Below are 26,686 nucleotides of genomic sequence, written 5' to 3' on the forward strand. Positions count from 1 at the left end.
TGTCTTCTTTTTTAAAGTATGGAAATTGATTTCCCTTTACACAAACATAACGGTATAATATAGTTAAGTTAAGTTAAGTGAACTTAACTATTAAACGAAACAAAATAACAGCATGGAGGAAGAGTGCTATGACGAGAACATATAAAGAAATAATTAATGAAATGAACAGAGCCTATAATGAATTTTACATTTTACTATTCCAGGAGTTGAAAGATGAGTACGGTCTTACAGGACAGCAAGAGAGTATGCTATTTCATATTCATTTAAATGAAAACACGACAGCAAATCACATTGCGACTACTTTTAATATATCGAAAAGTGCTGTGAGCCAAGTTTTATCGAAATTGGAAAAGCAGAAGATGATTTCAAAGCAAGTAAATCCTAATAATAAAAGGGAGTATTTCCTTACACTTGGTCCAAACGGTAGTAAGTATATGGAGGAGTTGTCTGAGTTAGATGATGTATTAATTGAGAAGTATTTTTCTAAAATCGATATCGGTGCTTTAGAACAAATGACGGATACGTTAAAGAAAATAAATAAAGTTATATTGGAAGAAAAACAGAAGGATCTTGATTGTAATGAGTAAGAACTTAGATGAGGTAATGAGTAAAAAGGAGGGGAAGCATGTGATGAGTTACATACCAAATATGATTACGATAGCAAACTTTGTATGTGGACTTCTCGCTATTCACGCTGTTTTCGTTCACGATATGTATGGTGCAGTTATATTCATTATTACAGGTATGGTATTTGATTTGTTTGATGGCATGGTTGCTCGGAAACTAGATGCTTTTTCGGAAATTGGCGGAGAGTTAGACTCATTTGCGGATTTAGTTACGTTTGGCGTGGCACCGTCTATTTTTGCCTATAGTGTTGCGCTAAAAGATTTGCAGTCTATTGGGATGATATGTGCGCTCGCTTACAGTATTTGCGGAATGCTGCGGCTTGCGAGATTTAATACACAACAAAGCAAACTCCCGACATTCATCGGAATGCCAATTCCATTCGCAGCCATGTGTCTCCTCATTTTATGCTTTTTGAATAATCCAGTTTCCGTGGCATTTGGTACATGCGTACTCGCGTATTTAATGGTGAGTAAAATCAAATTCCCTCATTTTAAAAAAGATATATCTGAAAGTTTGAAGTCCGAAAGATGGGACTAACGAGAAAGGTAAGGAGTATAACATGATTCGTATGGCATTAAGATCATTCAAAATACAAATATATTGTTTGCTAGGCGTGATGTTATTGGGATGGGCGATTACACCTTTTCGAGCCCAGTTTGTAGGGATAAGCATTGGCCTTTTAGTTAGTATGTACTGCGCCTGGATTTTAGGAAGACGTATCGAAAAATTTGGAAATAGCATTGTAAAAAAAGAAAAAGCACCGATGCTCGGAATGATGAACCGGTTCGCAGCCGCAATTCTCGGCGCGATTATTATGTATGAAATTGAACATCGTGAGTACATGTGGACATTTGCTGCTGGAATTATGGGTGGGTATTTCTTGATTATTATTAATTTGGGGTATTACAGTATGAGGGATGCGGAGGAATAGATGAGTAAACTCTCAAGTATAGAATGATATACTTGAGGTTTTTTTATTATATAAAAAGTTTGCTCATTTTAAATGTATCTATTACTTGTTGCAACATATCCATTAGCCCCCCCATTTCAGTACCTTTAACAATATAACATATATATTCATTATTTTTGAAATCTTAATCTATTACATGTCTCTTTTTCGGAGGTATTTCATTTGTCTAGAAGGATTTTCTATTTTTTACAAGAATGAACAGTAACGTATAATCTAATTTTCATGAATGTAATAGGGAGGCAGTGAAATTTGAACAGGAAAATTTGGTTTGTATTTACTTGTTTTGCTCTTTTAGTATCTGGTTATATTGTTGTCCAATATTTTATTATGGATGGATTTCAAACAGGGCTTGTAAAAGCGAAGCTTATGTTTGGATCTAAATTAAGTGAGTTCTGGTATAGTATGTTATTGACGCATATTACAACGAGTATAGTAGCATTAGTAATTGGTCCGTTTACATTATCCACTAAATTTAGAGAAAGGAATATCAACCGTCATCGAATAGCTGGGAGAATCTATATGGTTGGTATATTATTAGGAGGCATTTCTGGACTGTACCTGTCCTTTTATGCTACGGGAGGATTGGTAGCAAAGCTAGGTTTCGGTTTGTTATCCGTATTTTGGTTAACATCAGCATATCAAGCGTTACATAGAGTTAAGAATAAAAAAATGAAAGACCATCGAAATTGGATGATCAGAAATTACTCTTTAACCTTTGCGGCAGTTACATTAAGAATTTGGCTACCGTTGTTTATCGTTCTATTTGGAATAGAACATTTTGAACTTAGTTATGCTATTATTGCTTGGTTAGCGTGGGTACCTAATTTAATTGTTGCAGAATTATTCATAAGAAAAAGGCTTAATAAAGGAAAATACGAAGGAAATGAGGATTTACATTTTTAATGTAAATTTGCTGTAATATTGAGTGCAGAATTCTTCAGTAATTGAATTTTTCTCATAGCTGAATTACGTACAAAAATAGGATGGCCAATTGAAACCATCCTATTTGTATTACCAACTAGCAGTTTCCGTATTTTCTTTCAACCACTTCACCCAATCCAAATCCTCTATCTTAAGCAAACTGAGTGAAACACCTTTCATATCTAAAGAAGTTAACAGTGTACCGACCTTTACGAATGTAACTTGTAATCCTTCCAGCTCACACAAACGACGAATGTCATTTGCGAAAATGTATTGTTCCATTAAAGGTGTTGCGCCGAGTCCATTAATAAGGATGGCGAAGTTGTCGCCTTTTCTCCAGCGATAAATGCTTTTAAGTTTGTTCATTAGTTCAATCGCTAATATTTCAGAAGAGGATAGTGCTTCTTTACGGTAACCTTTTTCGCCGTGAATACCGACGCCGTAAAAGACTTCATCTTCGTTTAATGTGAATGAAGCTTGTCCTTTCACCGGATCGTTGGCAGGTGAAAGGGCGACTCCTAATGTGTGTAAGTTTTCAGTGATAGAACGGCCGAGTGCAGTCAGTTCTTCTAAAGAATGACCTTCAAGAGCGGCCGCACCTAATATTTTTTGAACGAAAACAGTACCAGCGACGCCGCGTCTTCTTTTATTAAAAGAAGCATCATCTTCAATTGAAACGTCGTCATTTACGATGATGTGGTCAATTTGTCTTCCTTCTTCTTTTGCGATTTGTTCTGCCGCTAAAAAGTTAGCTACGTCATCTTTAAAGTTTTTTATGATGAATAGTATACTTTTTTCTTTTGGCATGAGGCGAGTTGCCGCCACAATTTGTTCCACTGTAGGCGGAGTGAAGATGCTGCCGTTTACGGCCGCCGTAAGCATTCCTTTTCCTACATAACCAATATCAGCAGGCTCGTGTCCGCTACCACCTCCGCTTATAATGACAACGCCTTGCTTCATTTTTTCGATATCTTTTACATAAATGATGTTATTTGTTTCGTCGTAATTTACTTTGTCGTTATGTTCAAAATAAAAGCCATGCATCATATCTTGAACGATATTTTGTACATCATTCATAATCTTTTTCATTGCTTTTGCCACCCTTTAATTACTTTGCTGATTGCTCCAGTAATAGTAGTAATTGATTGTTTATCATATTTTTCATAAGAGAAGACATAATGGAAGGATCTACTTCGCACTTACTTTCAATCCAATCTTTTATCGTTCCAACGAAGCCGTGACTATAAAAAGAGGCAATTGTATTTTTTGTCTCATCAGAAAGGATGAATCCGCAGCTCACAGATAGTTCATCAATAATCTTCATATATAAGTTTTTCGTATGCTCAAATAAATAGTGATTAAACGAGTTTTGTTCAATGACTTTAAAAGCGTTTCGGTAAAATTTTTGATTTTCATAAAAGTAATCAAATAATAAATCGAAAATATTTTCCCATGTTTCATAGTCGAGAAAGTCGATAATGTTTTCTTTCGTTTCTTCTCTATAAATCCAGCTTAATAGTTCAAATTTATCTTTAAAATGATAATAAAAAGTTTGCCTACGCATTTGACAGTGTAACATAATATCGCTCACTGATATTTTATGAAACGACTCTGTTTCCATTAAATACTTCAATGAATTCGCGATTATCTTTTTAGAAATTATAGAAGAGGTCATGTGAATCATCCCTAGAATGTTAGTAATATGAAAATCCTACCCATAAATGAGAGCGGTGTCTTTAGACAGATTGTCCATTTTGTCCGTTTACTATAAAACGCTTTCATTTTAACATGGATAGTAAGAAGAAGATTTCAAATATATCACAATATATTAAAGGAATTGAGGGAGAAGCACAATGAAAAAGATTATAAACAAACCAGAAACATTAGTAATGGAAATGTGTAACGGAATGGTTATGGCTCATCCAGAGCTTGAGCTTTTGAAAAAATATAAAGTCATTAAGAAGAAAGAAATGAACGAAAATAAAGTAACATTAATTAGTGGCGGCGGTAGTGGTCATGAGCCAGCGCATGCAGGATTAGTCGGAAAAGGAATGTTAGATGCGGCAGTGTGCGGAGATGTGTTTGCTTCGCCTTCACAAATTCAGGTATACCAAGCGATTAAAGAGACAGCTAGTAAAAAAGGTACGTTATTAATTATTAAAAATTACAGCGGCGATATTATGAATTTCAAAAACGGTGCGCATTTAGCGACGGAAGATGGAATTGAAGTCGACTATGTAAAAGTGGACGATGATATTGCGGTAGAAGATAGTCTATACACAGTAGGACGCCGCGGCGTTGCGGGCGTTATTTTAGTCCATAAAATTGCCGGTGCAGCAGCGGAAGCAGGTATGGATTTAGGAGCGGTGAAAGCTGTAGCGGAAAAAGCAGCTGCTAACGTGCGTACAATTGGTTTAGCGTTAACATCTTGTACAGTTCCAGCGAGCGGATCACCTACTTTCACACTTGCGGAAGATGAAATGGAATACGGCGTAGGTATTCACGGCGAACCAGGAATTAAGCGTGAAAAAATGCTGTCGGCTGATGAATTAGCGAACCGTATGACAAATGATTTAATGAAAGATTTAGGAGTAAAAGATGGCGAGGAAATTGCACTGCTAGTTAACGGTTTTGGCGGAACACCACTGCAAGAACTTTACTTATTTAACAACGCAGTGACGAGAGAACTAGCTGCTAGAAACATTAAAATTAATAGAGTATTCGTCGGTAACTATATGACGAGTATTGATATGGCAGGTATGTCTTTAACGGTAATGAAGTTAGATGATGAGCTAAAAACATTACTATCGAAAGAATGTAATACACCAGCGTTTAAAGTAGACGGGCCAGTTGAAAGTGTTGAGTATGTAAATGTACTTGAAGAGGCAGAAGAGAAGGAAGTCTCCTTTGAACTAGAAACGGCGGAAGAGCACGCTGTGATTAAAGAGAATGTCATTACATTAAACAACATGATTTATCTCGTTGATAAAATGAGCGATATTATTATTAAAAATGAAGTACCGTTCTGTGAGCTAGACACGCATGCTGGTGATGGAGACTTCGGAATGAGTGTAGCAAAAGGATTTAAGCAATTAAAACGTGAGTGGCATTCGATTGTAGAACAAGAAAACGTAACGATCGGATCATTCCTTGACGGTTGTTCCATGATTATTATGGAACATTGCGGCGGCGCATCTGGTCCAATTTGGGGCGGTGCATTCCGCGCAGCTAGTAAAGCAGCAGGCGAAAAACGTGAATTAACAGTGAAAGAGTTCGCTGAAATGTTACAAGCAGCACTGCAAGGCATACAATCGATCGGGGAAAGATCATTCGGCAGAGGAGCGGTAGTTGGTGACAAAACACTTGTTGACGCACTTGCTCCATGTGTAGACTCTTGGTTAGCTAGCGCTTCAAGCGAAGAAGACATGAAAACTGCCTTTGAAAAAGGAGCAGAAGCAGCGGTCAAAGGAGCAGAGTACACAAAAGAAATCGTAGCTCGCATGGGCCGCGCCGGTACAGTAGGTGAAAGAAGTTTAGGATATCCAGATGCAGGTGCACATGCGCTTGGGGTTATCTTTACGGAGATTGCGGGTAGTTTGAAATAGGAATTGGAGAGTCCCCTCTGCCTTAAGGTGGAGGGGTTTTTCTGTAGTTGATTGATATATATAATTTCGCTAGATGTTTTCTCCGTAAAGATATGTATGTTTATAAATAATGAGATAAGGATTTTAAAAGAAGTAACGTGAGTTCTCATATAAATATGGAATTCACGTTGTTTAATTGTATTTTGGGCTTCAAAATTATGGTGGTACACCTTATGAAGTGCTTTGGAAGAGATGGAGAGATTGTTTCATAAGGTGTACCTTTTGAAATGTTAAAGTCTACCATTGGATAGGGTTTTTATGTTCAGATACATATCTATGATTAATCCCACTATGGAACCCTTATATCCTAAAAAAACAAGATGCTTATAAAAAATAATGGAATAGAGAAGTTGTTATCCAAAATGAATTAATTATTTTTTCTGAATTTTGTCAATTTTCTTTATTGATATGTAGATTTCTGCGCGGTTTTATGTAATTTATACCATATTTTTGAAATTTTTATGGTATAAATTACATAAAAAGGATGGTCTAAATTATGAAAAAGAAACTTGCGACAACTGCATTAGCTTCGGTTTTATGATTAAGTCCACTATATTCTTACGCACATGCTGATTCACAAACAGTGGAGAAATCAAACTCACAAACAAGCCCTCTTACTACTAATCATGATACTACTACATCAGAAAACTTCTCACAGGCAATTCCTACTATTATCGCTGCTCAAAATCTAGAAGATAATGTTGTCTACAGTGAAAGTGTTGTTTATGATGAAAAAGGAAATGTTGTAGATAGACAAGTATCTGGTACAGAAGCGAAACCCTCTAGTTCTCAAGGATTAGTAATAGCGGATGGAAGTTTCAATTGGAAATATGTTGGTTCCAGAGAGTCTAGTAATAGAATAAATAGGGATAGTTACAATGTTGCTTTAATTTTAACGGGTGCATTCTCCGGTTATCTTCCTGGTAAACTTTATCCCGCTATAGCTAAAGCAGTTGCAGGCGGTCTAATGTACTTCAATCAACCTTCGCTTTATAGATATTATACTGATAATTACAGGGATTTTGATGCGGTAAATGAGTATGTAAAATCTGTAACTGTTACAAAAAGTGAGGGTGGTACGCGATTGTATTCTGATACTAAAGTACAAAAATTTGTTAAATAATAAAAAGAAAACCGAACTAGACTATTTATCTAGTTCGGTTTTCTTTTTGTTATTTATTGTATCTATTAAATCCATAACCCAGTTATTAATAATGATTAATGTAAAAATAACCAAAATTGCAATGATACTTTCATTTGATGCTATATAAGGTATAAGTGTACTTCGCATTGCGAAAAATAATATGAGAGCAAAGGCAATAGAATAAATAAATTTAATCATCAATTCATCCTTTTCAATTTAGTTTACTATAAATATACCACATTACATCGAATTATATACAGAAAACTTAAATAAATCTGACTATTTAGGTTCAGGTCTGAATTTACCCTGATTATTGGATATTTATAAGGGAACTAGTAAACAACAAGTAAACTGATTTACCCCCAAGAAATATACGTGATTTTCGTGTTAATTAGATTTTATTAGATAGTAAAGAAGAGCTGATATGATTGGGTAAAAGAATATGCTTATCTATTAGGTAATATATTCTATGGTTCAGAAAATCACGAAAAAGCCAGCAAGTATTTACACATTGCTTTAGATGCAGACAAAAAGAGCATAGAAAGAAGGGCGCTAAAATGAAAAAAGCAATCTTATTAATGATGATGTTATCCGCTGTTTTTACTTTTGGTCTTACTAATGTAAAAGACGTACCACAAAGTGAATCTATTCAAGTGTTTATGGATCATGGAGAGCATATTTAATTACCTGAAAAAAGAGGGAGCTGTGTGGGCACCCTCTTTTTTTATTATGACCATATTAATTTAGAAATACGGTTTCTGAATCTAATAAGCGATATAATAGGATTCTTGAAGAGTTTTTAAATCTTCAAATGAGATGGATAGGCTAAATTTGGATTAAAAAATGAATTAAGTGTCGGCTTTGGTATTGGTTTAGAAATAAAGTTTGGCGTAGAGAAAGGTTAAATTGTTGTATTTATTAAAGAGGAAGTGTTTTTGCTTTCATTACAGGTATTTAGGAAAATTTTAATTATTTTTGGTCTTATTGCTGTTCCTCTTAGTTTATTAGCCCTTTGGTTTGGAGCAGATGCTACATTTAAAGAGAAAATGATGTTATCTTTAGTTTTTGGAGATTGAATGTATGGTATAACAAGAAACATAATGTTCCTAAGGTTTTTCAATGGTTTCCTAGAAAATGGGGTAAAAGAAAAGTGTCAGAGCATTTATCACAATTGAATGAAAAGCTAGCGGCTGAAGGTAAAGGTATTTGGGTTACAATCTATGCTATAGATTTATACATTGTAACTATTCTTTGTACAGTCAAAAAATATAAATCTTAATAAGTATATAAAAGGTCTTTTCTTTTTATAAATTTTAGAAGTGATTTGTTGAGTCCATGTGTTTATGCGGAGAAAGTCACTTGAGTGTGATGAAATAGAGGGAGATTGTAGTGAAGTGAACCGTGTAATAAAAAGCTGTAGGGCGAGATCTTAGCAAAGGGTAAAAAAACAACGGGGGTTATTTAAAATGATAATCAAAGATTTGGATTTTTTGTGATGAATACTTATTCATGCTTGATTAACATAACGCCCTATCATCGGTAGCAAGAAAAAGGCGAATTCCAAACTTCAAAAGGAATTCGCCTTTTTCTTTTTCTATAACCCTATCCATCTCTTTATACATTCCTATCATGGCGGTACCCCATTTATAGGTTATGAGAAAGGGTGTTTTTTGCACTATTATCTATTCTTAGATATTATTAATAATATCTATATGAACTTCTTTTTTATTAAAAAAGGTTTGGCGGTGTGTAAAATGATGAAAGGGATTAAAAATATTGAAACGAAAGAACCGATAAACATGTTTCTATTTATTCCCTGTAGTACTCTTTTGTTTGATAATATTTATCAACATTTTATTCTTGGAAAGGATTTTACACTAGAGAAGCTTTTATTTGAACTCGTATTTTTATTTATTTTCATTTCATTTTTTTTATGTAATAAGTGTTTACAAAAAATGAATAAACAAATGTTTACAAAATATATTTTTCTTGGTGTTAGTATTATTTATCTTTTGGCATATGATCTTATGTTTATAAGTGATCCAGGTTCGTCTTTACATATCCCATATTTAGAGTGCTTCCTAGTAATTTCTGCACCTTTATTTTTAAGTATTTATTATCTTCTATCGGTATCTATCTGTATGATATGTAGATTTTTAATTGCTATTTATTATTTTGAAATTAACTATCCAATATCATTAATATTATTGTTTCTAACAATTTTTGTTACGTCATTTTTTGTATTTCTTTCATTAAAATTTTTAGTACAAAAAATTAAAGCATCCTATGAAAAACAAATGAAAGAAACAGCTTTATCGATAATGAGGATAATGGAATTAAAGGATCAATATACGAAAGGACATAGTGAACGTGTAGCCAATTATGCTACGATTCTTGCTAAAGAAACAAATGAATATGATGATAATTATTTAAAACAATTTCACCTTATCTGTTTATTACATGATATAGGGAAAATAGGTATTCCTGATGAAGTTTTAAAGAAAGCATCTTCTCTTACAGAAGAAGAATATAATATTATTAAGACACACCCACAATTAGGATTAGAAGTTTTTAAAAATATATCTTTAATAAAAGGTAATGAAGACATAATTCTTTCTCATCATGAAAGATGGGATGGAAAGGGCTATCCCAAAAAACTAAAAGGAAATCAAATACCATTATGCGCAAGAATTGTTGCGATAGCAGATGCATTCGATGCAATGACTTCTTCAAGAGCATATCGTTCGGCTCTATCTCCTGAAGAAGCGTATAGACGTATTATAGAAGGATCTGGTACACAATTTGATCCTTCCATGGTAGAGATTTTCAAAAAGGTATTTCCTTTGTGGGAAAAAATGGTCCCCAATTCTTTTCGTTAAAAACACATGTCTGAAATCGATTCTTATTTCAGGTATGATGAATACGAAAAATGAAAAAACAAATTCAATCGTGATAAAAATTTGGAACTAGATAATGAATAAGGCATATAAAGAAAAGGTACCCATATAGGTACCTTTTCTAATAGTTTTTTAGCAGAAACAACTGCATCCGATAATGATTAATAGAATAAATAATACAACTAATAAAGCAAATCCTCCAGCGAAAGCAAAGAAGTTAGGTGGGGGATCAACTGCCCATAAAAGTCCGATTGGTTCAACTAATAATCAGTGGAGGATAAAGAACCCCCCGCTGATTAAAGTTTCACTTTATTATGCACTGTTACATACTTCTCTAAATTCCTCTATTTTTCATTTGATAAAATGGAATCCTAATATTACCAAAAATCAAATAAATATTTCTACATATTCAAGATATTTACATAAGTTACAAAAGTGATACATTTAAGTTGTAAGCTATAAAAACTATTAAAGGGGGATTTATTATGTTTAAGAAATTAGTAGTAGGGCTATTGGCAACTGGTATTGCATTAACAGGAGGAATTGGAGCGGCTTCAGCTGATACGCAAAAAGCTGTGAGTTCTCCGAAGCAAGCAGCATGCTCAATTCCTTATGAGTATTCTAATGGTAAATTTAAAAGAACTCTTTATTACTCAAATGGAGTATATGCTAATAGTTTTAATGAAAATGTTTGTGGCGGGACGATTACATGGTATTTAAAGCATGTTCAAAATGGAGTTGCTTTTTACGAAGGTAATTTAAAATAGTAGATTTTTTGAACCTCATTTATTGAGGTTCTTTTATTTTTGATTTTTAAACTGATTCTCTATAAAAAAGCTAGGATTTCTCTTAGCAAAAGAGTTATATGTCATACAGAAAGACAATTGTATGCAAACTGGATATTTTCAATTTTATTATATAACGTTTATTGAGGGATTAATTGAATTATAGCAATCTTTACGTAAGTTTTATGTGATATTAAAGTTTTTGGGAGAGGTTGAAGTAGGATTTTGTACAAATAAGTAGGAAGTATGGGGATAATATTATAAAAAAAGGGTTCAATCCTCAAAAGGGAGAGAGTTGAGCCTGAAGAGGTAATTACTAAGCTCTCGGGTTGATGAAAACTAGTAATTAAATAAAATCGCCCTAGGTTTAGGGGGTCTAGGGTTTCACGTTTTGGTATATCTCACACGACATTATAAAAAGAATAGAACGTACTGAAGGTAACACATGAATGTTTCATAAATGTATCAAAAAAATGAACAAATTGTGTTTGAAATAAAAAAGGTCCTTACTATTATGTAAGAACTCCATAAACAAAGAAAAAAGTCGTATGTGCCTCTATATTAGAATCGAAATAACATTTTTAATATTCAATTATATATAGTTTTCTATATAACTTAACGTGATGAAGTTAAATAAAAATGTTATTTTAATACAAAACGAAATTGAAAGTTAGCAAGCAATACTTAAATAAGTAAAAGCGGCAAATCCATAAACTAATAAGCTACTAGTAGCAAGGAATTTTATAATTTCATTTGTAGAAATAATAGTTAAACATATTGCTATAGATGCACCTATAAAGAATTGATACTTCGTATGTATATTTGTAAGATTAATTATTACAAGTACAGTTAAGAAAAGTGAAATGAAGTTCAAATATCTTTTCATTGTCATATTTCCTTTCAATATTTGATCTGTATTTATTATACCGGATGGTACCAGTAATAACATACTTTGTAATAGATCGGAATAGAAATCTCATTTTGCCATAAATAAAAAGACGGTTGTTTCCGCAACCACCTTTCAGCAAAATAAAGCACTTTTTCAGAAATAAAATATGGATAATTCCTGAAAATGTTATAGGATATAATCCCATTTTTATAATTCAAGTGACGAGCTTAATTTATAAGAAAGGAATGACTACATTATATGAAAACTTGTCTAACAAGGTTACAAATAAAAGAGCAGCTAGCAAAGGCTAACTGCTCAATACAAGGAGATACAGAGAAAACTAAATGGGTTTTGGCATACAGCCTATCAACATTATGGACATAATATTGAGTTTTATTCGAAGGAATTCATGTTTTGTAAATTAGATTATAATAATAGATAATTTAATAAATGCTACGATTGGTTTAGGGTTAGTAAGGCAATACATCGCTCCACAGAAATTAGAAAAGGCTGTAGCTTGTATAATGAAATAAGTGATGATATGGCACGAAAGCAAACGCGAGAGTCTCTTAGTATTGTACTAGATAAAACGATAAATACGTTTATAAAAATGAGGAATAAAAGAAAGGACCCCCTGAAGTTCGGGTCCTTTTAGAAGTGATGATGTTTTCTCGGCTTGGGAAACTGAGAAAATACAAAAATATAATACATTGAGATTTAGAGGATTTCAATACTAAATTAGAGATTATCATGAGGGAGTTATAACGAGTTACTATTTATATATCCACAAGTAAAACAACATAATATCACCATGAATCCCTATAACAATATGAATTTTTGCATATTTCAAAACCTAATATATCCTTCAAAAAATTTTAATAGTATAATATGTTTTGTCATATTCTTTTAGATTTTTCGACAAAAAATAACATAAATAGAAACGATATTGGGAGAAGGAATTATGTACACAAAACTACTAAAATCAATTACATCATTATCACTTATTGGTGGTGCTTTACTGTATACAAACGGCAGTGATGTGAGAGCTGCTGAGGCGGGTATTTTTTCCGATGTGCCTACATCGCATTGGTCGTATCCAGCAATTAAAGATTTAGCGGGTAAAAATATTATTTCTGGTTATGGAAATGGGAAGTTTGGTTTCGGTGATGTTGCGACGAGAGAGCAAGTTGCAGCTTTAATTTATCGTGCGTTGTTACCGAATAAGCAAGGTGGTACGTTTAGTAATGATGGTGCTCGTTACGTATTACAAGATGGATCTACTTTAAATAATCCGTATCGAGATATTCGCTCAGGATCCACATTGTTTCCAGAAGAGGTTTTAACGTTAACGAAATTAGGGATTTTTAACGGGGATGGAAACGGAGGTTTTAGACCGAAAGATTCTGTTAGCCGTGCAGAAATGGCGCAAATTATTAAAAACGCTTTTCAAGTTTCGGCTAAGCAAAAGCATACATTTAATGATGTTCCGAATGGTTTTTGGGCAGAAGGGGCAATTAGTGCGGTGCAGTCAAACGGGATTGCATCTGGTACAGGCGACGGGAACTTTGAACCCGCTAAAACGGTAACGCGTGAACAATATGCACAGTTTTTATATAATGCTTTGCAGTATAAAAAGCCTGCGGTTGCGGTGCAAAATACAGGAGATGCAGCACTATTAGCAGCATTCAAAGATGAAGTGCAGAAGCGTATTAATGCGTACGAAACGAATATTACACTTCCATATAAAACGACAAATAGTAATACAAAAGAAGTGATGAATACACTTTTTAACGCCTATAAAGAAGTGGCAAGTAAAAATGAGTATACAAATAATAATAGATCGAATGTTTCATATGGACTTTCTGGATCACCTGGAAATTATACGTTTACGCTAAAAATTACATATCGTGAAACGAAAGAACAAACAGAATATGTAATGAAGCAAGCGAAGGCAATTGTTTCTTCTATTACACAAGTTGGGATGGATGATCACGAAAAAGTGAAAGCGATTCATGATTATGTCGTAAAACATGTTTCTTATGATACGTCTTATAAAGCTTACACAGCATATGAAGCACTCGTAAATCGTTCTGCGGTTTGCCAAGGTTACGCACTATTAACTTATCAATTATTAAAAGAAGCGGGAATTGAGAATCATTTTGTAGTAGGAACTGGAGACGGTCAGCCTCATGCTTGGAACTTAGTGAAAATCGAAAACAAATGGTATCACCTTGATACAACATTCGATGATCCTGTGCCAGATGAACAAGGCCGCGTAACATATTCCTATTTCAACTTATCAGATGAGCAAATCGCAAGAAATCATGAATGGAACAGAAGTGACTATCCGCAAGCTACAACAAATTATTATGATACATTGACAAGTAAAATCGCAGGGGGTAATGCTAAAACAGCTGCATACCAACAGATTTTAAAAGATACAAAGTTAAATTATTTAGGAAATGAATACATTGCAAATAACTATAATGAATTCAAAAATAAAATGCAGCAGCGTTATAACGAAAAGTTACCAAAGATTGAAATTCTTTATAAACAATCAATGGATGGCGCATTGCAAGATGTGAAAAAAGCAATTGGGGAAATCGGTTATCCGCAAGGGGCAAGCCGTGTTTCTTATAAAGCGGAGCCGTATAATGCGAAAGAAGGGTATTCTTTAGTGACGATTACGTTTATGTAGTGAGAATGAGAAAAAGCATCTGTTTCAGATGCTTTTTTTAATTGCTGAAAAAGAGATTTAACAAATTATATAATTTATTCCGCACTGATTAAAGTTTCACTTTTTTCATGTAATTCTCTTGAAGGAATCGTAAAATTAATCAGCGTTTAGCATGTTAGTAAATTCATCACCTAAGGGGACAGCGTAAAGTCTTTTCGTACCAGAAGCTGAGCTTCTTGATGTGGCAGCAAATATATAACCAAGAGATTCACTAGACATTCTATCAAACCATGCACCGCCACTAGAACCTTTTGTCATCCCGCAATTCATATATGCATCGTTTGAAAAAAGGCCATCTTTAAAAGTGTCACCATAACATGAATAAGGAAGTTGGCCATCATAAGGGGCATCAGATGGATATCCTGTTATCCGCACATCTGTCTGATATTGACTAGCGTTAGTCATCCAACCATTTGACCCTAGATAATTCGCAATTTTGGTACCGCTATTATTTGGTCTCATTCTTATAATGGCTTTGTCATAATCATATTTACCTGAATTTGTCCAGCCATATGGTGCATGGACTTTTTCCCATATCCAACTACCATATGGTCGTTCACCATTAAAGTACGCTGGAACAAATAAAAAGTCCGTATACCAGGAACCTTTAGCGCCATCGTGAACACAGTGACCTGCTGTTAATATTGCGTTATCTTCATTAGAAGTAACTACAGATGCAGAGCATACCGACGTTTTAGAATTAGGGGTCTCGCGAAAATATAGCTTTCCTGTAGTTTTTGGGACTATTGATTTAGTAGGAACAGGATCATTGCTGGGATAAGTTGGTGGTGCAAATTGTTGCTTTTTATCTTTTTCTTTCATAGGTGGTTTCTCAAATGATGGATTTAATTTGATGGAGTTGTCTGGTGTTTTTGTTTTATCTTTAGGTATGGCGTTTTTGAGGTCCTCTTCTGTATAAAGGCCTCCTGATTCTTCATATAATGAATCTTTACTTTGAATATAGTTTTCGGGTTTGGAAGGTTCATCGGGATTCATTATTGTTACTGGAGTTTCTGGATCTTCTGCTGCCATTGCTTGTTGTGATGATAGTGATGAAAAGAATATAGAAAATAGGATAGTAGAAAAGATACATACATTCTTAGGGATAAAAGATGTAATCATAATTTTCTGCTACTAAAAATATAGACAAATATACAATCTGCTGCACCCTAAGCATATTTATATCTATATTTGCTCTTTTGTTAGTAACAGATTATTCACCTCGCTTTTTTATATTTTCAAATTTACGTGATAAAGAGCGTTGTTCACGTTTGCTTATGTTTTCACTTACTGTTGTTACCTCCTTATATTTGATGAAATCATTATATCACTATTTTAATGAAAATGATAATCAATATCATCTATGAAATGCGCTTGCAAATTTACGGAAATAAACAGAGCTATTTTCAATATTTGTTTAGAGTGTTTTTATGAAAAATAGAAAAGGACTTATCCTATTTTGTTTTAATTCGACGTAATGCGACAAAAGAACATGCTAGCATCTGTTATGATGACCTTGGTAATTTTACATTTTGGAGGATTAATAATGAACAAAAAGAAGATTGTTGCTGCGTTAATAGGAATTATAGTGTTACTTGTAATTATTAATGTAGTTATTACGAAGGGAAAAACGACATCAACTAGTGAAAAAATGTACACTGAGAAAGAATACAATACATTAGTAGATGAGCATTTTGAAGAAATGCAAAAGTTAAAAAGTGATAAGAGTGTATTAGAAACTGAAAATAAATCTCTGGATGCACAAGTTAAGAGGTTAAAAGATGAATTAGCGAAAAAAGAGCAACCAGTAGTGCAACAGCCAGTTCAACAAGAACAACCGAAGCAACAACCAGCTCCACAGCCGGAAACGAAAGAAGAGCCTAAACAAGAACAGCCTACAGGCGCATTCGCAAATCCTGTGAAAAGTATAAATAAAACAGATGCAATGAACAAAGTGAAAGAAAAAGCGAAGCAAGACTTTCAAGATGATTATATGACGCAAAACTTTGTTGCGGATGAACAATCAAAAGCATTTGATTTCTTAAATGGAGTAGAGATCAAATCACAAGAAGAATTGAACGTGATGAAGAAGGCGTTGAGGGATTTTCCTAACGATTTTATGACCGCAAAGTTTGTTTATGAAGAGCAAATGAAGGCAAAGAATAAGCAAGGGTAATATAAAAACGCTATCTTTTTAAAAAGGTAGCGTTTTTGTTATGGGTAATGAAGTTATTTCTGCATTTGACATATACAGTCGAACTGTATAAAATCAAACTATACAGTTCGACTATATAGTTTAGCTATATATTTATCGTTACATTGGAGGTCTTTATGAATAGAGATAAGAATTTACCATTAACGGAAACAACGTATTACGTTCTTTTAGCTTTATTAGAGCCAGCACATGGTTATTTAATTATGCAAAAGGTGGAGGAACTGAGTAATCATCAAGTGAAAATCGCAGCGGGCACATTGTATGGGGCGGTTGAAAATTTATTAAAACAAGGGTTAATAGAATCGGTAAAAAGTGAAGATAAACGAAGAAAAGTGTATGTCATTACGGAACGCGGGAAAGAAGTATTGCATTTAGACTTTATGAGAATGCAGCACATTATTGCGGTTACAAAAAGTTTATCCCACTTTAATGGGCAGTAAGACCCCCACCTCAAAATGCAGCGAAAGCAAAGAAGTTAGGTGGGGGATCAACTGCCCATTAAAGTCCGATTAGTTCAACTAATAATCAGTGGGTGATGAAGAAAACCCCCACTGATTAAAGTTTCACTTTATTACACGTATAGTTAGGGGGAAACAATGATGTGGAAATTGAAATTCTTTTTAGACTTTGAGAAAGAGGAAAAATGGTTAGAAGAGATGGCTTGGAAAGGCTATCAACTAGAAAGCAATACATTTGGTTATACATTTAGATATACAGAACCGGAAGATGCGACGATTAAAATAGACCATAGGGTATTTAGTAGAAAAAGTGAATTTATGAATTACTGTACATTATTTGAAGATAGTGGCTGGGAGCATATAGCTGGTAATTGGTGGTCAGGTACGCACTATTTTAAAAAGGTAAATGAGGAAAATGAAGATGACATTTTTTCAGATCAAATGTCACGAGCAGGGAAATATAAACGTCTATCTAAAACATTTTTAGAATTAGCGATATGTTCTATTCCGATATTAATTCTATTTATGTTTAATGACACGATTCGTTTAGGAGCACTTGCAAATCCGAAAGAACTATATTTTACGCCAGGACTATGGGATAAGCAAGGTGTATCATTTCTATGGGCATTCTTATTTGAAACACCACTTGCATTGATGAGAGGCTTTGCATGGTTGTTTATCCCTGCTGCAATTGTTATGTATTTAGTTTGTTCGTATAAAGCAAATCGATTATATGAAGAGAGAAGATGATAGGATGGGTCCCCTTAAAGCTGATGCTTTGAGGGGATTTTTTGCATTTATAAATTGTATTTTTTTAAATGGATAAAGGAAATGAGTGCGTATTGGAAGCAAGTTAGTACGATTTTAATTTAGTTGTATAAACATTATATGCTGGAATAACCTTCTTTAAATATTCCATAATTAACCTACAAAAAACATTTTTATATGTTAATATTAAAAAATATGTACGGTATTTTTTTAATATATTATTTTAAGAATAAGGGGATTCAATTATGAATTTTAAACAATTAATTTTAGCAGGGGCAGTTATTGCATCAACAACACTAACACCTCTAACAAATGTGCAAGCAGAAAATACACTAGGATTTAAAGATGTTCCTGAAAATCACTGGTCTTATCAAGCAATTATGGATTTAAAAGAGAAAAATATTGTGGCTGGTTATGGAAACGGAATGTTTGGTTTTGGTGATAATATTACACGAGGACAAGTAGCTAGACTAATATATGCCTACTTGAAGCCAGTAGATGAACTTAATACACAAAACCCTTTCACAGATATAGAAGAGCATATGTTTAAAAAAGAAATTTTAGCTCTTAATAAAGCTGGTATTATGAACGGATTTGGTGATGGGAAATTTGGTCCAGATAACGTTTTAACGCGTGAACAATTAGCTGTTGTATTAACAAAGGCTTTTAACTTCAAAGCAACATCTACTACTACTTTCAAAGATGTAGATAAAAATTACTGGGCAACAAATGCTATCAGTGCATTACAAGAAAATAAAATTACGACGGGCACAGGTGATAATAAGTTTGAACCACAAAGTCTCGTGACTCGTGAGCAGTATGCACTATTCTTATACAATGCAATTAATAAATCGGAAAAAGAGCATGAGTCAAAGCCTACTGCTATCCCACAAGATTTAGCAGACGAGCTCATTTATTATCATGAAGGTTGGATGGATAGCTCTTCGGTATTAAAAAAATCTATATCTAAGGAAGCACAAAATCTTATTACTGAAATTAACGCAAAATATAATGCGGAGCTAAAATATATAGGGATAGGCGGTCCACGTTCAGAGGTCGTGTTATTCTCTCCGGTATTAGAAGGGATTCCAGAATTTAATGGGAATTTCACTGTAGAAGGCGATAATGAAAGTAACTTTACCGTTAATTTTGTAATTGATAGAGGTCAAGGTAAGAAGGCGTTAGTAGAGTTAGGGAAAAAATGGATCAATATGATAAATCCAAACTTAGATTTGAGTACAGAGATTGATAATATAGTGGCTTCTAATACACGCACAGGTAATTTTGATATAAATAAAAACAATCTTAAAATAGAGATAAGCTTAGAGAAGCAAAATTCTAGTAGCGATCTAATGAGTGTTAAAATCCACAAGTAAAAAAGAGGAGTGAAATTTCACTCCTCTTTTAATTATATTATTTTTACTGTTATCCCTCATTTGCCTGTAAATGCTCGATAGGTTCAATTAATAATCAATGGGGAAGGGGGCTTACCGCTGATTATAGTTTCACTTTATGTTTGGTGACGCTATATAATTGGAATTGAAAATAGTTTGTTTAGGGTTAATTGTTATTTATATCCTTTTTTGTTTGAGTGTGATAAAATTAATAATAATATTCCTTAGGAGGATGATCATCATTCATACACTTTTAGGTATTATTGGAGCAATTGTTTTACTCGCTTTTGTTATCCACCCCGGTGTTCCAGACAAACGTGTCCCTCTAAAAAATAAACTCGCAGTAACCCTTCCATTGATTGTTATAGCCGGTTTCATTTCCTTGTATATATAATGAAAATAAGCACTTATCAAGTAACATTAAGGTAGATAGAGAAGTATATATCTATTTTTCTCCCTATGTGTAGTCCCATAGAGAGGTTGCTTATAAGGAGATTTAATACATACTCAGTACTGCTTATGTTTCTATCCATTGGTTCAAGCAAGGACTTTTAGGTGTCATTACTACTATTGATTTTTTGTTAATTACTACATGGACTACAAAAAGATCTCATATAGACAACCAGCACAAGTAAATTATTGTATTTCTCAATAAACAAAAACAACTTAACATGGTAAAATAATAGTTGGATGGGAGTCCAATACATATTATTAAAATTAAGATGGTTCAAGTCGGAGGAAGGCACTTTAGGGTGTCTTTTCTTTTTTCTAAAAGAGAGTTTTTCTTTAAAGAAGACAAATTTTCAATGGATTAATGCCATGCGTATATAGATAAAGTTCATCAATACATGTATGTTCATGAATATGTATAATTACATGAAATTTTAGAGAAAAAGAGAGTATACTTTCTTATTGTGTAATAAAGATAAAGCCCGCCTACGGAAATAGGCGAGCTTTTTTAACATATAAAGAAAAGCAACTTTTAAGGTGCCTTCCTTCGAGTTAAAACATTTTACTAGGTTAAGTTTTGTGATGATTGTCTCTTTTCATTTACATAAACTAAAGTAGTGCATCACTTTAGTTTTAAGCATCCTTCTCAACAAATATGAATATTTTCATTATCCTTTTCACTACAAAGGGTAGTAATTTAGAAGCTAAAAATGCAAGCACGAAAGCAATTGCCCATGTTTTTATCCATGATTTGAGAAATAAAGCTGTATACCCAACATTCATTGAAACCATGACGAAAGAGATAATACTAGATATACCTAAAATCATAAAGAGATTAAAAATTATCGGTTCAAATTTTTTATTGATTTTCAAAATTAACACCTATTTTCTATATATACTTTGCTGTCCGATTTCACCAACATCTAATCTTACAGTTTGAAATCTATGTTGTCCAGCTTGTTGTACTCTTCTGCAATAGCAATTATTGAGATGTTAACTAGTTTGTCTGGGATGGGAACTCATGATATTGCTATCAAGCTAAGGTTGTATAAATGAACACTTTATCTTTTTTATAGCATCGAAGTTCATTTTGGGGGCGAATGTAATATTATATCATTAAAGTATTAGTTACACTTGAATTTCTGCATATCGCATGTCTTTTCCAATAGTTTTTTAGCAGAAGCAAGCAGCTCCAACGATGATTAATAAAATAAACAATACAACTAATAAAGCAAATCCTCCCGCGAAGCCATAACTATCACCAAAGCCGAGAACAGTTCCTCCTTTAAATAGGAGGGGGAAAACAAAGGATCAATTATGTGTTTTAACGGATTCCATTTACTTTATGTATTTATGAATGGAGCAGGTTCTTTTCAAAATAGATTTATTCTTTGAAGGAGTTCAAGGACAAAATAGGAGAATCTATATTATTTATTAATAGGGAATAAGTGGGAAAAAAATTTCCAAAAACACAGATAGAAATCCGCTTTTATACCTTTCATTAAAATAATACTAGCATTATATATTGTAAGGAATACTTATTCTTAATTGTAAATGAAAGGGGGGATTGGTATGAGTTATGGCTATGATCATCCTCCTGAAAAACATCATAAACACCACAATGAAACTTTGTCAACGGGTGTATTACGTAGACATTCCGCTACGTTGTTTCTTACTGTAGAAGCTATGAATGTTGATCCAGATGATACTCATACAGTAACTGTTGAAATGTTTGATTGGTCATCGGGTTCTCCGGTATTGTTACCATTAGTAGACCCTTCAACACAAACATTGGCACCTAATCGACGTGTTACTTTTCGTTCAGCAGCTCTTCCTTCAGGTGTTTTTGCTTATGAAGTAAGAATCATTCGTTCGAAAGATAGAGATGTTGTTACGAATGTTTTTGGTCTTAGTGCAATCGTATTTAACCCACAAGAAGGAAATAATGTTTTACAACATGATTTAGCAAAATTAAATCTTAAATAGCTTTTATAAAAGTTTATTTATTGGACAAGATTAAAAAAGAGTAGGATTACATCCTACTCTTTTTTAACATCAATTATATTAAAATTTTAAAAGAAATCCTTCATCATTTTCACATCTTTAATATTCACTGTTACACCTTCAACCTTATCCTTCTTCTCATCTTTAGCAATCGTAATTTTCTCATTATTATCAACCCAAACAAGAAACTCTTCTTTGGAGTCATCTTTATATGTAACGGTAATAGTAGAATGTGCCGATTCTCGCTTTTTTTGATCTAAAGTGATTGTTTTAGGCGTGCCTTTTTGAACTGCTGAAACGATAGATTGTATCATTTCTTCGTTGTCTGTTTGAGATTTTGAAACGTTGTTATTTATTGTGCTAAGTATTTCAATGTCTGTAATATTTGCGGATTTTAATTGAAAGGTAGTTTGTGTATGTTCTTGCTTAGCTTGTGAAGCTTTATTTGTAGCTGAGGTGCTTGTACAGCCTATTACAGTGAAAGATAGAGCGGTTAGAGCGCATATAGATATGATTTTTTTCATAGTATCCCTCCTTAAGTTTAATTATAACAATTTTCTGTTAATTTAGGTAGTTATTGTAAGAGGATTTATTTTACTAGTTTTAGGATAGAGAAAGTTCAAGAGGAGGTTAACCGTAAATAATAACCATCAGGGTCTACAATACGAAAATCCTTCATTCCCCAAGATTGCATTTTAAGGTTAGATTCCACTGGATAATTTTTTTCTAATACATGTTGGTATATTTGTTCAATATTATCAAAAACTATGATAACCTCAACACCTTTACCTTTTGGCTTAAGTCCACCTGTTTTTAAATAATGATTTTCATTGAGAATATAATCAGGGGTTAATAATAAAGAAAAATCCCCTAGTTTAATCATTGCACTAGTTGCATTCTTTTTTGAGAATACAAGGGTAAGGATTTCCTCATAAAAACGAATAGATCTTTGCAAATCTTCAACAAATAGCTCTAGACGAAAGTGCATATGTACTCTCCTTTTCATTTTTTTCAAATTTTATGTTTAACATTTCGAAAATAGGTGTACTACATATAATATAACAAATAATTCATTTTAAAGGAGGAAGTTAAAGATGGAAACGAAGTATAGGAAACCTTTTGTATATGAATTTATTACGGAGAAAGAGGTCATGAATGCGGCGAATGATCTAGTAAAGAAAGGAATAGACCAAAAAGATATTTACGTATTAACACACGAGAAAGAAAGGACAGATAGAATCGCAGACAATGCAGACGTGAATACAATTGGTATACAAGAGGAGGGACTTGGGACAAGTATTATTAACGTCTTTCAAAAAACGGGAGATCAGTTAAGAAATAAGATGCAGGAGTTAGGGCTTAATGAGGAAGAAGCGAACTTCTACGAAGAAAAGCTAGATGAAGGAAAAATCTTGTTATTCGTTAAAGATTTAGAGAGAGTCGGTGAATGGTTACAAGAAAGAAGATGCATGTATTCTATTTAAATTTGTATCCTGTAAATCTATAAATCTATTACGAAAAGGAGATGGGAAATATGAGTGAGAGCGGACTAAAAGAACAAATTACTGGTAAAGTGGAAAAGAAAAAGGGACAAGTAAAAGAAGGAATTGGTGAAGTTACAGAAGATAGAAAGTTGAAAAATGAAGGGAAGTGGGACAAGACGAAGGGAACGATAAAAGAAAAAGTCGGAAAAGTGAAACAAAAGATAAGTGATGGGTTGGATCATAAAGAATAATACATGTTTATCAAGCTTTGGTTACATACCAAAGCTTGATAAATACAATATAAAACGAATATAGGAGGGTTAATTGTGGGACTTATTATTACGTGTATTGTAGGTGGACTTATTGGTGCGTTAGCTGGAATGATTACGGGAAAAGACTTCCCTTTAGGTATAGTTGGTAATGTGATTGCTGGTTTAATTGGATCTTGGGTAGGTAGTGCGTTATTTGGTCATTGGGGTCCTGAATGGGGAGGCATCTTTATTCTTCCAGCTTTATTAGGTGCAATCGTCTTTATTTTAATCGTTACATTCTTCTCTAGAATGTTGCGGAAAGCGTAAGTATGATAATGAATAGTAATCTTAAGTTTATTATATATAGCTATAAAATTAATGAACTGATAAATATACATAAAAAAGCATCCAATTAAACTAATTGGGATGCTTTTTTAATGTAATCTACATAGGAATGAGTGGAGGATGAAGGACCCCCACTCATTGAAATTACAATTTCTATTATGTATTAAACCATCGTTACTTTTTTACAATTATTTATTCTTACGACCTGCCTTGGTTCTATATGAGATAAGTCCTCGTTATTACCTATATCCACTACAATTGTATTCGTTAGTATATTAATAATGGAACCAACTAATTTTGTAGCATGATCGTGTCGATAAGAAAATTGAACAAAATCTCCTTTTTTAAAATTGTGCTCTTCCATAGATAGATCCCCCTAAAAATAATGTTTATAGATTATATATACACAAATTTATAAGGTTTAAACATTTGGTAGTATTTTTTACGTGTTAAGCCGAGAAAGGTGTGGAAAATTTATTTATAATAAAAATAAAAAAATATGTTTAAAACTAATTTTTATGGGTAATTAACATAGTAGTAGTTTGAGATAAGGGGGCGGAAATGATGAATTTGGGAATAAATATTTTGCAAAATGATGTAGGTTATACGGTACAGCTTAATGGTGAAATTGATGCGTATACGGCATCAGATTTAAAAAATAAGATTATGCCTATTGCAGGCGAAAAAGAGGTTCATATTGTCGTAGATTTTACTGAGGTAGAGTATATGGATAGTACAGGTTTAGGCGTGTTTATAGCTCTATTAAAAGCGGTTAAGAAAAATAATGGAAAACTAGAGTTTATTGGTGTATCTAAAAGGTTAAAAAGATTATTTGATATTACAGGGTTAACAGAAATATTAAATTTGAATTCCGATTTTGAAAAAGTAGAAAGAAGGTGACTAGGGATGATGGAGAGATTTGAAAAGATAGAAATGAAAATTCCTGCAAAGGCAGAATATGTGGCTATTATTCGTTTAACAATGGCTGGTGTTGCAAATCGAACGGGCTTTGCTTATGACGATATAGAAGATATGAAAATTGCTATTAGTGAAGCATGTACAAATATTGTACAACATGCATATAAAGAAGACGTTGGAGAAATTGCAATTGTCTTTGGGCTATATGAAGATCGATTAGAAATTATGGTTGCGGATAATGGGGTTAGCTTTGATTTTAACAACTTAAGAAGTAAGGTTGGCCCGTATGATATTAGTAAACCAGTAGAACATTTGCCGGAAAATGGTTTAGGTTTATATTTAATCAATACGTTAATGGATGATATACAAATCATGCATGATGAGGGCATGACAGTTTTAATGACAAAATATATACAAAGAGAGCAGGTGGAGAATGATGGAAATCCAATCTCAACCTACAACTCTTACTAAAGAAGACGTTATTAAACTAATTGCAGAATTTCAACAAAATCAATGTGATGAAGCGCAAGAAAGGTTAGTTGAGCATTATAAAAATCTCGTATATTCCATTGCATATCGCTATTCAAAAGGCGGGCCGATGCATGAGGATATTATACAGGTGGGAATGTTAGGGCTCTTAGGCGCAATAAGAAGGTATGATTATTCGATAGGGAATGCCTTTGAGCCTTTTGCAATACCTACGATAGTAGGGGAAATAAAGAAGTATTTGCGTGATAAAACTTGGGGCATTCACGTTCCAAGGCGAATTAAAGATTTAGGCGGAAAAATTAAACTTGCGATAGAGGAGCTAACAGATCGCCTGCAGCGTTCACCGAAGATTATAGAGATTGCAGATCATTTAGGACTATCCGAGGAGGAAGTACTAGAAATTATGGATGCGAAAAATAATTATCGAGTATCTTCCTTAGATGATGTAGTTGAAAATGCATCTGATGGAAGTTCGGTAGCGAGAATTGAATCTGTAGGTGAAGTAGAGCAAGGATATGAAGAGACAGAAAGGCGTCTCGTTTTAAAGGATATTTTTAACGTATTAAATGATACGGAAAAGAGTGTTATTCATTATATATTTGGAGAAAATTTAAATCAAAAAGATACAGGGGAACGGTTAGGTATTTCACAAATGCACGTTTCTCGTATTAAAAGACAAGCAATAAGTAAATTGAAACAAGCCGCATTTTTAGATACATAAAAAATTAAAAATAATGATGTTTAAAACATGAGAAAAGGGGTACGTATTAAGTATAGGAGGAGATATAAAAATGTCACACGATGTGAAAGAACTAATCGAAGGATTGAATGAAGATTTAGCAGGAGAATACTCAGCAATTATTATGTATAACCATAATGCAGCTACAGTTTCTGGTATATATAGACAAGTGTTAAAACCTTTCTTTGAATCTGAAATTAGTGATGAACAAGGACATGCCCTATATTTAGCGGAGAAAATTAAGACGTTAGGTGGTACACCTACTACGATCCCTTTACCAGTGAAACAAGTAGAAGACGTTAGAGAAATGTTAGAAGAAGCTAGAAAGTCAGAATATGAAACAATTAAGCGTTATGAAAAGAGAAAAGAACAAGCAGCGAAATTAAATATGACAGAGTTAGTTGTAAAGTTAGAAGATATGATCGCAGATGAAACAAATCATATGGAAGAATTGGATCGTCTTTTAAGTGATAAAGCAATGGTGCTAAATTAAAAGTGGAAACTTATAGAGTGAAAGAACAAACTCTCATTTCTGGGGGTTTGTTCTTTTGCTATAT

General features: G+C 33.3%; 33 protein-coding genes and 3 pseudogenes. 25 read left to right on the top strand and 11 right to left on the bottom strand.

Features of this window, described 5'->3' with window-relative positions; genetic code table 11:
- The first annotated feature begins 128 nt into the window (after positions 1-128).
- The 4 genes from EGX95_RS03765 to EGX95_RS03780 all read left to right on the top strand — a co-directional run bounded on the left by EGX95_RS03765 (position 129) and on the right by EGX95_RS03780 (position 2,500).
- Positions 129-587, top strand: a complete 459-nt coding sequence (locus EGX95_RS03765; protein WP_000198926.1) for a MarR family winged helix-turn-helix transcriptional regulator — start codon at positions 129-131, stop codon at positions 585-587.
- Positions 580-1,164, top strand: coding sequence for a CDP-diacylglycerol--serine O-phosphatidyltransferase (gene pssA, locus EGX95_RS03770; RefSeq protein WP_000042030.1), 585 nt, complete (start codon positions 580-582; stop codon positions 1,162-1,164). Before EGX95_RS03765 ends, pssA begins: the two co-directional genes overlap by 8 nt.
- Before the next feature lie 22 nt (positions 1,165-1,186).
- A complete protein-coding gene (locus tag EGX95_RS03775; protein ID WP_000620579.1) occupies positions 1,187-1,558 on the top strand; it encodes an ATP synthase subunit I in 372 nt (123 codons plus the stop codon).
- A gap of 288 nt (positions 1,559-1,846) precedes the next feature.
- Complete coding sequence (locus tag EGX95_RS03780; RefSeq protein ID WP_001080287.1) at positions 1,847-2,500, top strand: DUF2306 domain-containing protein; 654 nt, start codon at positions 1,847-1,849, stop codon at positions 2,498-2,500.
- 108 nt (positions 2,501-2,608) lie between these two features.
- On the opposite strand, the gene dhaQ is transcribed toward EGX95_RS03780, so the two are convergent.
- Both dhaQ and dhaS read right to left on the bottom strand, forming a co-directional pair.
- Positions 2,609-3,607 (bottom strand): DhaKLM operon coactivator DhaQ, encoded by a 999-nt coding sequence (gene dhaQ / locus EGX95_RS03785; protein ID WP_000723395.1) that lies wholly within the window; start codon positions 3,605-3,607, stop codon positions 2,609-2,611.
- Between the two features lie 19 nt (positions 3,608-3,626).
- Positions 3,627-4,193 carry a dihydroxyacetone kinase transcriptional activator DhaS gene (dhaS, locus tag EGX95_RS03790; RefSeq protein ID WP_000204219.1) on the bottom strand — a complete coding sequence of 189 codons (567 nt, stop codon included), beginning with the start codon at positions 4,191-4,193 and terminating at the stop codon, positions 3,627-3,629.
- Positions 4,194-4,371: 178 nt separating this feature from the next.
- Between dhaS and dhaK the strand changes: the two genes are divergently transcribed.
- The 6 genes from dhaK (at position 4,372) to EGX95_RS03825 (ending at position 10,185) form a co-directional block, all read left to right on the top strand.
- Positions 4,372-6,123 carry a dihydroxyacetone kinase subunit DhaK gene (gene dhaK / locus EGX95_RS03800; RefSeq protein ID WP_000720719.1) on the top strand — a complete coding sequence of 584 codons (1,752 nt, stop codon included), beginning with the start codon at positions 4,372-4,374 and terminating at the stop codon, positions 6,121-6,123.
- Between the two features lie 622 nt (positions 6,124-6,745).
- On the top strand, positions 6,746-7,285 hold the full coding sequence (locus tag EGX95_RS03805; protein ID WP_000415759.1) for a hypothetical protein: 540 nt from the start codon (positions 6,746-6,748) through the stop codon (positions 7,283-7,285).
- A 578-nt stretch (positions 7,286-7,863) separates the two neighbouring features.
- Positions 7,864-7,989, top strand: a complete 126-nt coding sequence (locus EGX95_RS03815; RefSeq protein WP_000709204.1) for a hypothetical protein — start codon at positions 7,864-7,866, stop codon at positions 7,987-7,989.
- 252 nt (positions 7,990-8,241) lie between these two features.
- A complete protein-coding gene (locus EGX95_RS30190) occupies positions 8,242-8,382 on the top strand; it encodes a hypothetical protein (RefSeq protein ID WP_000950218.1) in 141 nt (46 codons plus the stop codon).
- Entirely contained in the window at positions 8,361-8,585 is a 225-nt protein-coding gene (locus EGX95_RS03820) for a hypothetical protein (RefSeq protein ID WP_042469612.1), read from the top strand. The genes EGX95_RS30190 and EGX95_RS03820 overlap by 22 nt, the downstream gene beginning before the upstream one ends.
- 475 nt (positions 8,586-9,060) lie before the next feature.
- A complete protein-coding gene (locus EGX95_RS03825; RefSeq protein ID WP_000975383.1) occupies positions 9,061-10,185 on the top strand; it encodes an HD-GYP domain-containing protein in 1,125 nt (374 codons plus the stop codon).
- A 150-nt stretch (positions 10,186-10,335) separates the two neighbouring features.
- On the opposite strand, the pseudogene EGX95_RS30665 reads toward EGX95_RS03825, so the two are convergent.
- Positions 10,336-10,410 (bottom strand): annotated as a pseudogene (locus tag EGX95_RS30665) (YjcZ family sporulation protein); the annotation flags it as partial.
- Between the two features lie 278 nt (positions 10,411-10,688).
- Here EGX95_RS30665 and EGX95_RS03835 point away from each other — a divergent pair.
- The gene (locus tag EGX95_RS03835; RefSeq protein WP_000473834.1) at positions 10,689-10,970 is read left to right on the top strand and encodes an LCI fold-containing protein; all 282 of its coding nucleotides are present in this window, start codon (positions 10,689-10,691) and stop codon (positions 10,968-10,970) included.
- A gap of 688 nt (positions 10,971-11,658) precedes the next feature.
- On the opposite strand, the gene EGX95_RS31015 is transcribed toward EGX95_RS03835, so the two are convergent.
- A complete protein-coding gene (locus tag EGX95_RS31015) occupies positions 11,659-11,874 on the bottom strand; it encodes a hypothetical protein (RefSeq protein WP_000833256.1) in 216 nt (71 codons plus the stop codon).
- 964 nt (positions 11,875-12,838) lie between these two features.
- Between EGX95_RS31015 and EGX95_RS03850 the strand changes: the two genes are divergently transcribed.
- Positions 12,839-14,575 (top strand): S-layer homology domain-containing protein, encoded by a 1,737-nt coding sequence (locus EGX95_RS03850; protein ID WP_063246571.1) that lies wholly within the window; start codon positions 12,839-12,841, stop codon positions 14,573-14,575.
- 135 nt (positions 14,576-14,710) lie between these two features.
- Here the strand turns inward: EGX95_RS03850 and EGX95_RS03855 are convergent, their stop codons facing one another.
- Both EGX95_RS03855 and EGX95_RS30675 read right to left on the bottom strand, forming a co-directional pair.
- The gene (locus EGX95_RS03855; RefSeq protein WP_000633062.1) at positions 14,711-15,736 is read right to left on the bottom strand and encodes a trypsin-like serine peptidase; all 1,026 of its coding nucleotides are present in this window, start codon (positions 15,734-15,736) and stop codon (positions 14,711-14,713) included.
- A 34-nt stretch (positions 15,737-15,770) separates the two neighbouring features.
- A pseudogene (locus tag EGX95_RS30675) lies at positions 15,771-15,890 on the bottom strand (RNA-guided endonuclease TnpB family protein); the annotation flags it as partial.
- Positions 15,891-16,160: 270 nt separating this feature from the next.
- On the opposite strand from EGX95_RS30675, the gene EGX95_RS03860 reads away from it, so the two are divergent.
- The 5 genes from EGX95_RS03860 (at position 16,161) to EGX95_RS30195 (ending at position 19,843) form a co-directional block, all read left to right on the top strand.
- Complete coding sequence (locus EGX95_RS03860) at positions 16,161-16,790, top strand: hypothetical protein (RefSeq protein WP_001035234.1); 630 nt, start codon at positions 16,161-16,163, stop codon at positions 16,788-16,790.
- A gap of 155 nt (positions 16,791-16,945) precedes the next feature.
- Positions 16,946-17,269 (top strand): PadR family transcriptional regulator, encoded by a 324-nt coding sequence (locus tag EGX95_RS03865; RefSeq protein ID WP_001078064.1) that lies wholly within the window; start codon positions 16,946-16,948, stop codon positions 17,267-17,269.
- A 156-nt stretch (positions 17,270-17,425) separates the two neighbouring features.
- Entirely contained in the window at positions 17,426-18,037 is a 612-nt protein-coding gene (locus EGX95_RS03870) for a DUF2812 domain-containing protein (protein ID WP_001993041.1), read from the top strand.
- 263 nt (positions 18,038-18,300) lie between these two features.
- Entirely contained in the window at positions 18,301-19,431 is a 1,131-nt protein-coding gene (locus EGX95_RS03875) for an S-layer homology domain-containing protein (protein ID WP_001009750.1), read from the top strand.
- 250 nt (positions 19,432-19,681) lie between these two features.
- A complete protein-coding gene (locus EGX95_RS30195; protein ID WP_000583844.1) occupies positions 19,682-19,843 on the top strand; it encodes a hypothetical protein in 162 nt (53 codons plus the stop codon).
- Positions 19,844-20,532: 689 nt separating this feature from the next.
- On the opposite strand, the gene EGX95_RS03880 is transcribed toward EGX95_RS30195, so the two are convergent.
- Positions 20,533-20,772, bottom strand: a complete 240-nt coding sequence (locus EGX95_RS03880) for a DUF2798 domain-containing protein (RefSeq protein ID WP_000700215.1) — start codon at positions 20,770-20,772, stop codon at positions 20,533-20,535.
- Between the two features lie 300 nt (positions 20,773-21,072).
- Positions 21,073-21,156, bottom strand: a pseudogene (locus EGX95_RS03885) (YjcZ family sporulation protein); the annotation flags it as partial.
- A 315-nt stretch (positions 21,157-21,471) separates the two neighbouring features.
- Between EGX95_RS03885 and EGX95_RS03890 the strand changes: the two are divergent.
- A complete protein-coding gene (locus EGX95_RS03890) occupies positions 21,472-21,885 on the top strand; it encodes a hypothetical protein (RefSeq protein WP_000120199.1) in 414 nt (137 codons plus the stop codon).
- An 86-nt stretch (positions 21,886-21,971) separates the two neighbouring features.
- On the opposite strand, the gene EGX95_RS03895 is transcribed toward EGX95_RS03890, so the two are convergent.
- Entirely contained in the window at positions 21,972-22,427 is a 456-nt protein-coding gene (locus EGX95_RS03895; protein ID WP_000720870.1) for a hypothetical protein, read from the bottom strand.
- 95 nt (positions 22,428-22,522) lie between these two features.
- A complete protein-coding gene (locus EGX95_RS03900; protein WP_000545704.1) occupies positions 22,523-22,891 on the bottom strand; it encodes a VOC family protein in 369 nt (122 codons plus the stop codon).
- A gap of 106 nt (positions 22,892-22,997) precedes the next feature.
- Here EGX95_RS03900 and EGX95_RS03905 point away from each other — a divergent pair, with 106 nt between their 5' ends.
- The 3 genes from EGX95_RS03905 to EGX95_RS03915 all read left to right on the top strand — a co-directional run bounded on the left by EGX95_RS03905 (position 22,998) and on the right by EGX95_RS03915 (position 23,965).
- On the top strand, positions 22,998-23,387 hold the full coding sequence (locus EGX95_RS03905; protein ID WP_000448798.1) for a YflT domain-containing protein: 390 nt from the start codon (positions 22,998-23,000) through the stop codon (positions 23,385-23,387).
- A 50-nt stretch (positions 23,388-23,437) separates the two neighbouring features.
- Positions 23,438-23,638 carry a CsbD family protein gene (locus EGX95_RS03910; RefSeq protein ID WP_000004265.1) on the top strand — a complete coding sequence of 67 codons (201 nt, stop codon included), beginning with the start codon at positions 23,438-23,440 and terminating at the stop codon, positions 23,636-23,638.
- A 75-nt stretch (positions 23,639-23,713) separates the two neighbouring features.
- Positions 23,714-23,965 (top strand): GlsB/YeaQ/YmgE family stress response membrane protein, encoded by a 252-nt coding sequence (locus tag EGX95_RS03915; protein ID WP_000522902.1) that lies wholly within the window; start codon positions 23,714-23,716, stop codon positions 23,963-23,965.
- Between the two features lie 181 nt (positions 23,966-24,146).
- Here EGX95_RS03915 and EGX95_RS03920 read toward each other — a convergent pair whose 3' ends face one another.
- A complete protein-coding gene (locus EGX95_RS03920) occupies positions 24,147-24,347 on the bottom strand; it encodes a hypothetical protein (protein ID WP_000390995.1) in 201 nt (66 codons plus the stop codon).
- A 197-nt stretch (positions 24,348-24,544) separates the two neighbouring features.
- On the opposite strand from EGX95_RS03920, the gene rsbV reads away from it, so the two are divergent.
- The 4 genes from rsbV (at position 24,545) to EGX95_RS03940 (ending at position 26,622) form a co-directional block, all read left to right on the top strand.
- Entirely contained in the window at positions 24,545-24,883 is a 339-nt protein-coding gene (gene rsbV, locus EGX95_RS03925) for an anti sigma b factor antagonist RsbV (RefSeq protein ID WP_001993064.1), read from the top strand.
- Positions 24,884-24,889: 6 nt separating this feature from the next.
- Positions 24,890-25,372, top strand: coding sequence for an anti-sigma B factor RsbW (gene rsbW, locus EGX95_RS03930; RefSeq protein ID WP_000970586.1), 483 nt, complete (start codon positions 24,890-24,892; stop codon positions 25,370-25,372).
- Positions 25,335-26,111, top strand: coding sequence for an RNA polymerase sigma factor SigB (sigB, locus tag EGX95_RS03935; protein ID WP_002080971.1), 777 nt, complete (start codon positions 25,335-25,337; stop codon positions 26,109-26,111). Before rsbW ends, sigB begins: the two co-directional genes overlap by 38 nt.
- A gap of 70 nt (positions 26,112-26,181) precedes the next feature.
- Positions 26,182-26,622, top strand: coding sequence for a ferritin-like domain-containing protein (locus EGX95_RS03940; RefSeq protein WP_000017748.1), 441 nt, complete (start codon positions 26,182-26,184; stop codon positions 26,620-26,622).
- Positions 26,623-26,686 lie beyond the last annotated feature (64 nt).

This window comes from Bacillus sp. FDAARGOS_527 (assembly GCF_003812125.1).
Lineage (GTDB): Bacteria > Bacillota > Bacilli > Bacillales > Bacillaceae_G > Bacillus_A > Bacillus_A paranthracis.

Bases quoted from the DNA above. Each gene is read 5' to 3' on its own strand.
- EGX95_RS03765 (WP_000198926.1), top strand. From the start codon at position 129: ATGACGAGAACATATAAAGAAATAATTAATGAAATGAACAGAGCCTAT.
- pssA (WP_000042030.1), top strand. From the start codon at position 580: ATGAGTAAGAACTTAGATGAGGTAATGAGTAAAAAGGAGGGGAAGCAT.
- EGX95_RS03775 (WP_000620579.1), top strand. From the start codon at position 1,187: ATGATTCGTATGGCATTAAGATCATTCAAAATACAAATATATTGTTTG.
- dhaQ (WP_000723395.1), bottom strand. From the start codon at position 3,607: ATGAAAAAGATTATGAATGATGTACAAAATATCGTTCAAGATATGATG.
- dhaS (WP_000204219.1), bottom strand. From the start codon at position 4,193: ATGACCTCTTCTATAATTTCTAAAAAGATAATCGCGAATTCATTGAAG.
- dhaK (WP_000720719.1), top strand. From the start codon at position 4,372: ATGAAAAAGATTATAAACAAACCAGAAACATTAGTAATGGAAATGTGT.
- EGX95_RS03815 (WP_000709204.1), top strand. From the start codon at position 7,864: ATGAAAAAAGCAATCTTATTAATGATGATGTTATCCGCTGTTTTTACT.
- EGX95_RS03825 (WP_000975383.1), top strand. From the start codon at position 9,061: ATGATGAAAGGGATTAAAAATATTGAAACGAAAGAACCGATAAACATG.
- EGX95_RS03835 (WP_000473834.1), top strand. From the start codon at position 10,689: ATGTTTAAGAAATTAGTAGTAGGGCTATTGGCAACTGGTATTGCATTA.
- EGX95_RS31015 (WP_000833256.1), bottom strand. From the start codon at position 11,874: ATGAAAAGATATTTGAACTTCATTTCACTTTTCTTAACTGTACTTGTA.
- EGX95_RS03850 (WP_063246571.1), top strand. From the start codon at position 12,839: ATGTACACAAAACTACTAAAATCAATTACATCATTATCACTTATTGGT.
- EGX95_RS03855 (WP_000633062.1), bottom strand. From the start codon at position 15,736: ATGATTACATCTTTTATCCCTAAGAATGTATGTATCTTTTCTACTATC.
- EGX95_RS03860 (WP_001035234.1), top strand. From the start codon at position 16,161: ATGAACAAAAAGAAGATTGTTGCTGCGTTAATAGGAATTATAGTGTTA.
- EGX95_RS03865 (WP_001078064.1), top strand. From the start codon at position 16,946: ATGAATAGAGATAAGAATTTACCATTAACGGAAACAACGTATTACGTT.
- EGX95_RS03870 (WP_001993041.1), top strand. From the start codon at position 17,426: ATGATGTGGAAATTGAAATTCTTTTTAGACTTTGAGAAAGAGGAAAAA.
- EGX95_RS03875 (WP_001009750.1), top strand. From the start codon at position 18,301: ATGAATTTTAAACAATTAATTTTAGCAGGGGCAGTTATTGCATCAACA.
- EGX95_RS30195 (WP_000583844.1), top strand. From the start codon at position 19,682: ATGATCATCATTCATACACTTTTAGGTATTATTGGAGCAATTGTTTTA.
- EGX95_RS03890 (WP_000120199.1), top strand. From the start codon at position 21,472: ATGAGTTATGGCTATGATCATCCTCCTGAAAAACATCATAAACACCAC.
- EGX95_RS03895 (WP_000720870.1), bottom strand. From the start codon at position 22,427: ATGAAAAAAATCATATCTATATGCGCTCTAACCGCTCTATCTTTCACT.
- EGX95_RS03900 (WP_000545704.1), bottom strand. From the start codon at position 22,891: ATGCACTTTCGTCTAGAGCTATTTGTTGAAGATTTGCAAAGATCTATT.
- EGX95_RS03905 (WP_000448798.1), top strand. From the start codon at position 22,998: ATGGAAACGAAGTATAGGAAACCTTTTGTATATGAATTTATTACGGAG.
- EGX95_RS03910 (WP_000004265.1), top strand. From the start codon at position 23,438: ATGAGTGAGAGCGGACTAAAAGAACAAATTACTGGTAAAGTGGAAAAG.
- EGX95_RS03920 (WP_000390995.1), bottom strand. From the start codon at position 24,347: ATGGAAGAGCACAATTTTAAAAAAGGAGATTTTGTTCAATTTTCTTAT.
- rsbV (WP_001993064.1), top strand. From the start codon at position 24,545: ATGATGAATTTGGGAATAAATATTTTGCAAAATGATGTAGGTTATACG.
- rsbW (WP_000970586.1), top strand. From the start codon at position 24,890: ATGATGGAGAGATTTGAAAAGATAGAAATGAAAATTCCTGCAAAGGCA.
- sigB (WP_002080971.1), top strand. From the start codon at position 25,335: ATGATGGAAATCCAATCTCAACCTACAACTCTTACTAAAGAAGACGTT.
- EGX95_RS03940 (WP_000017748.1), top strand. From the start codon at position 26,182: ATGTCACACGATGTGAAAGAACTAATCGAAGGATTGAATGAAGATTTA.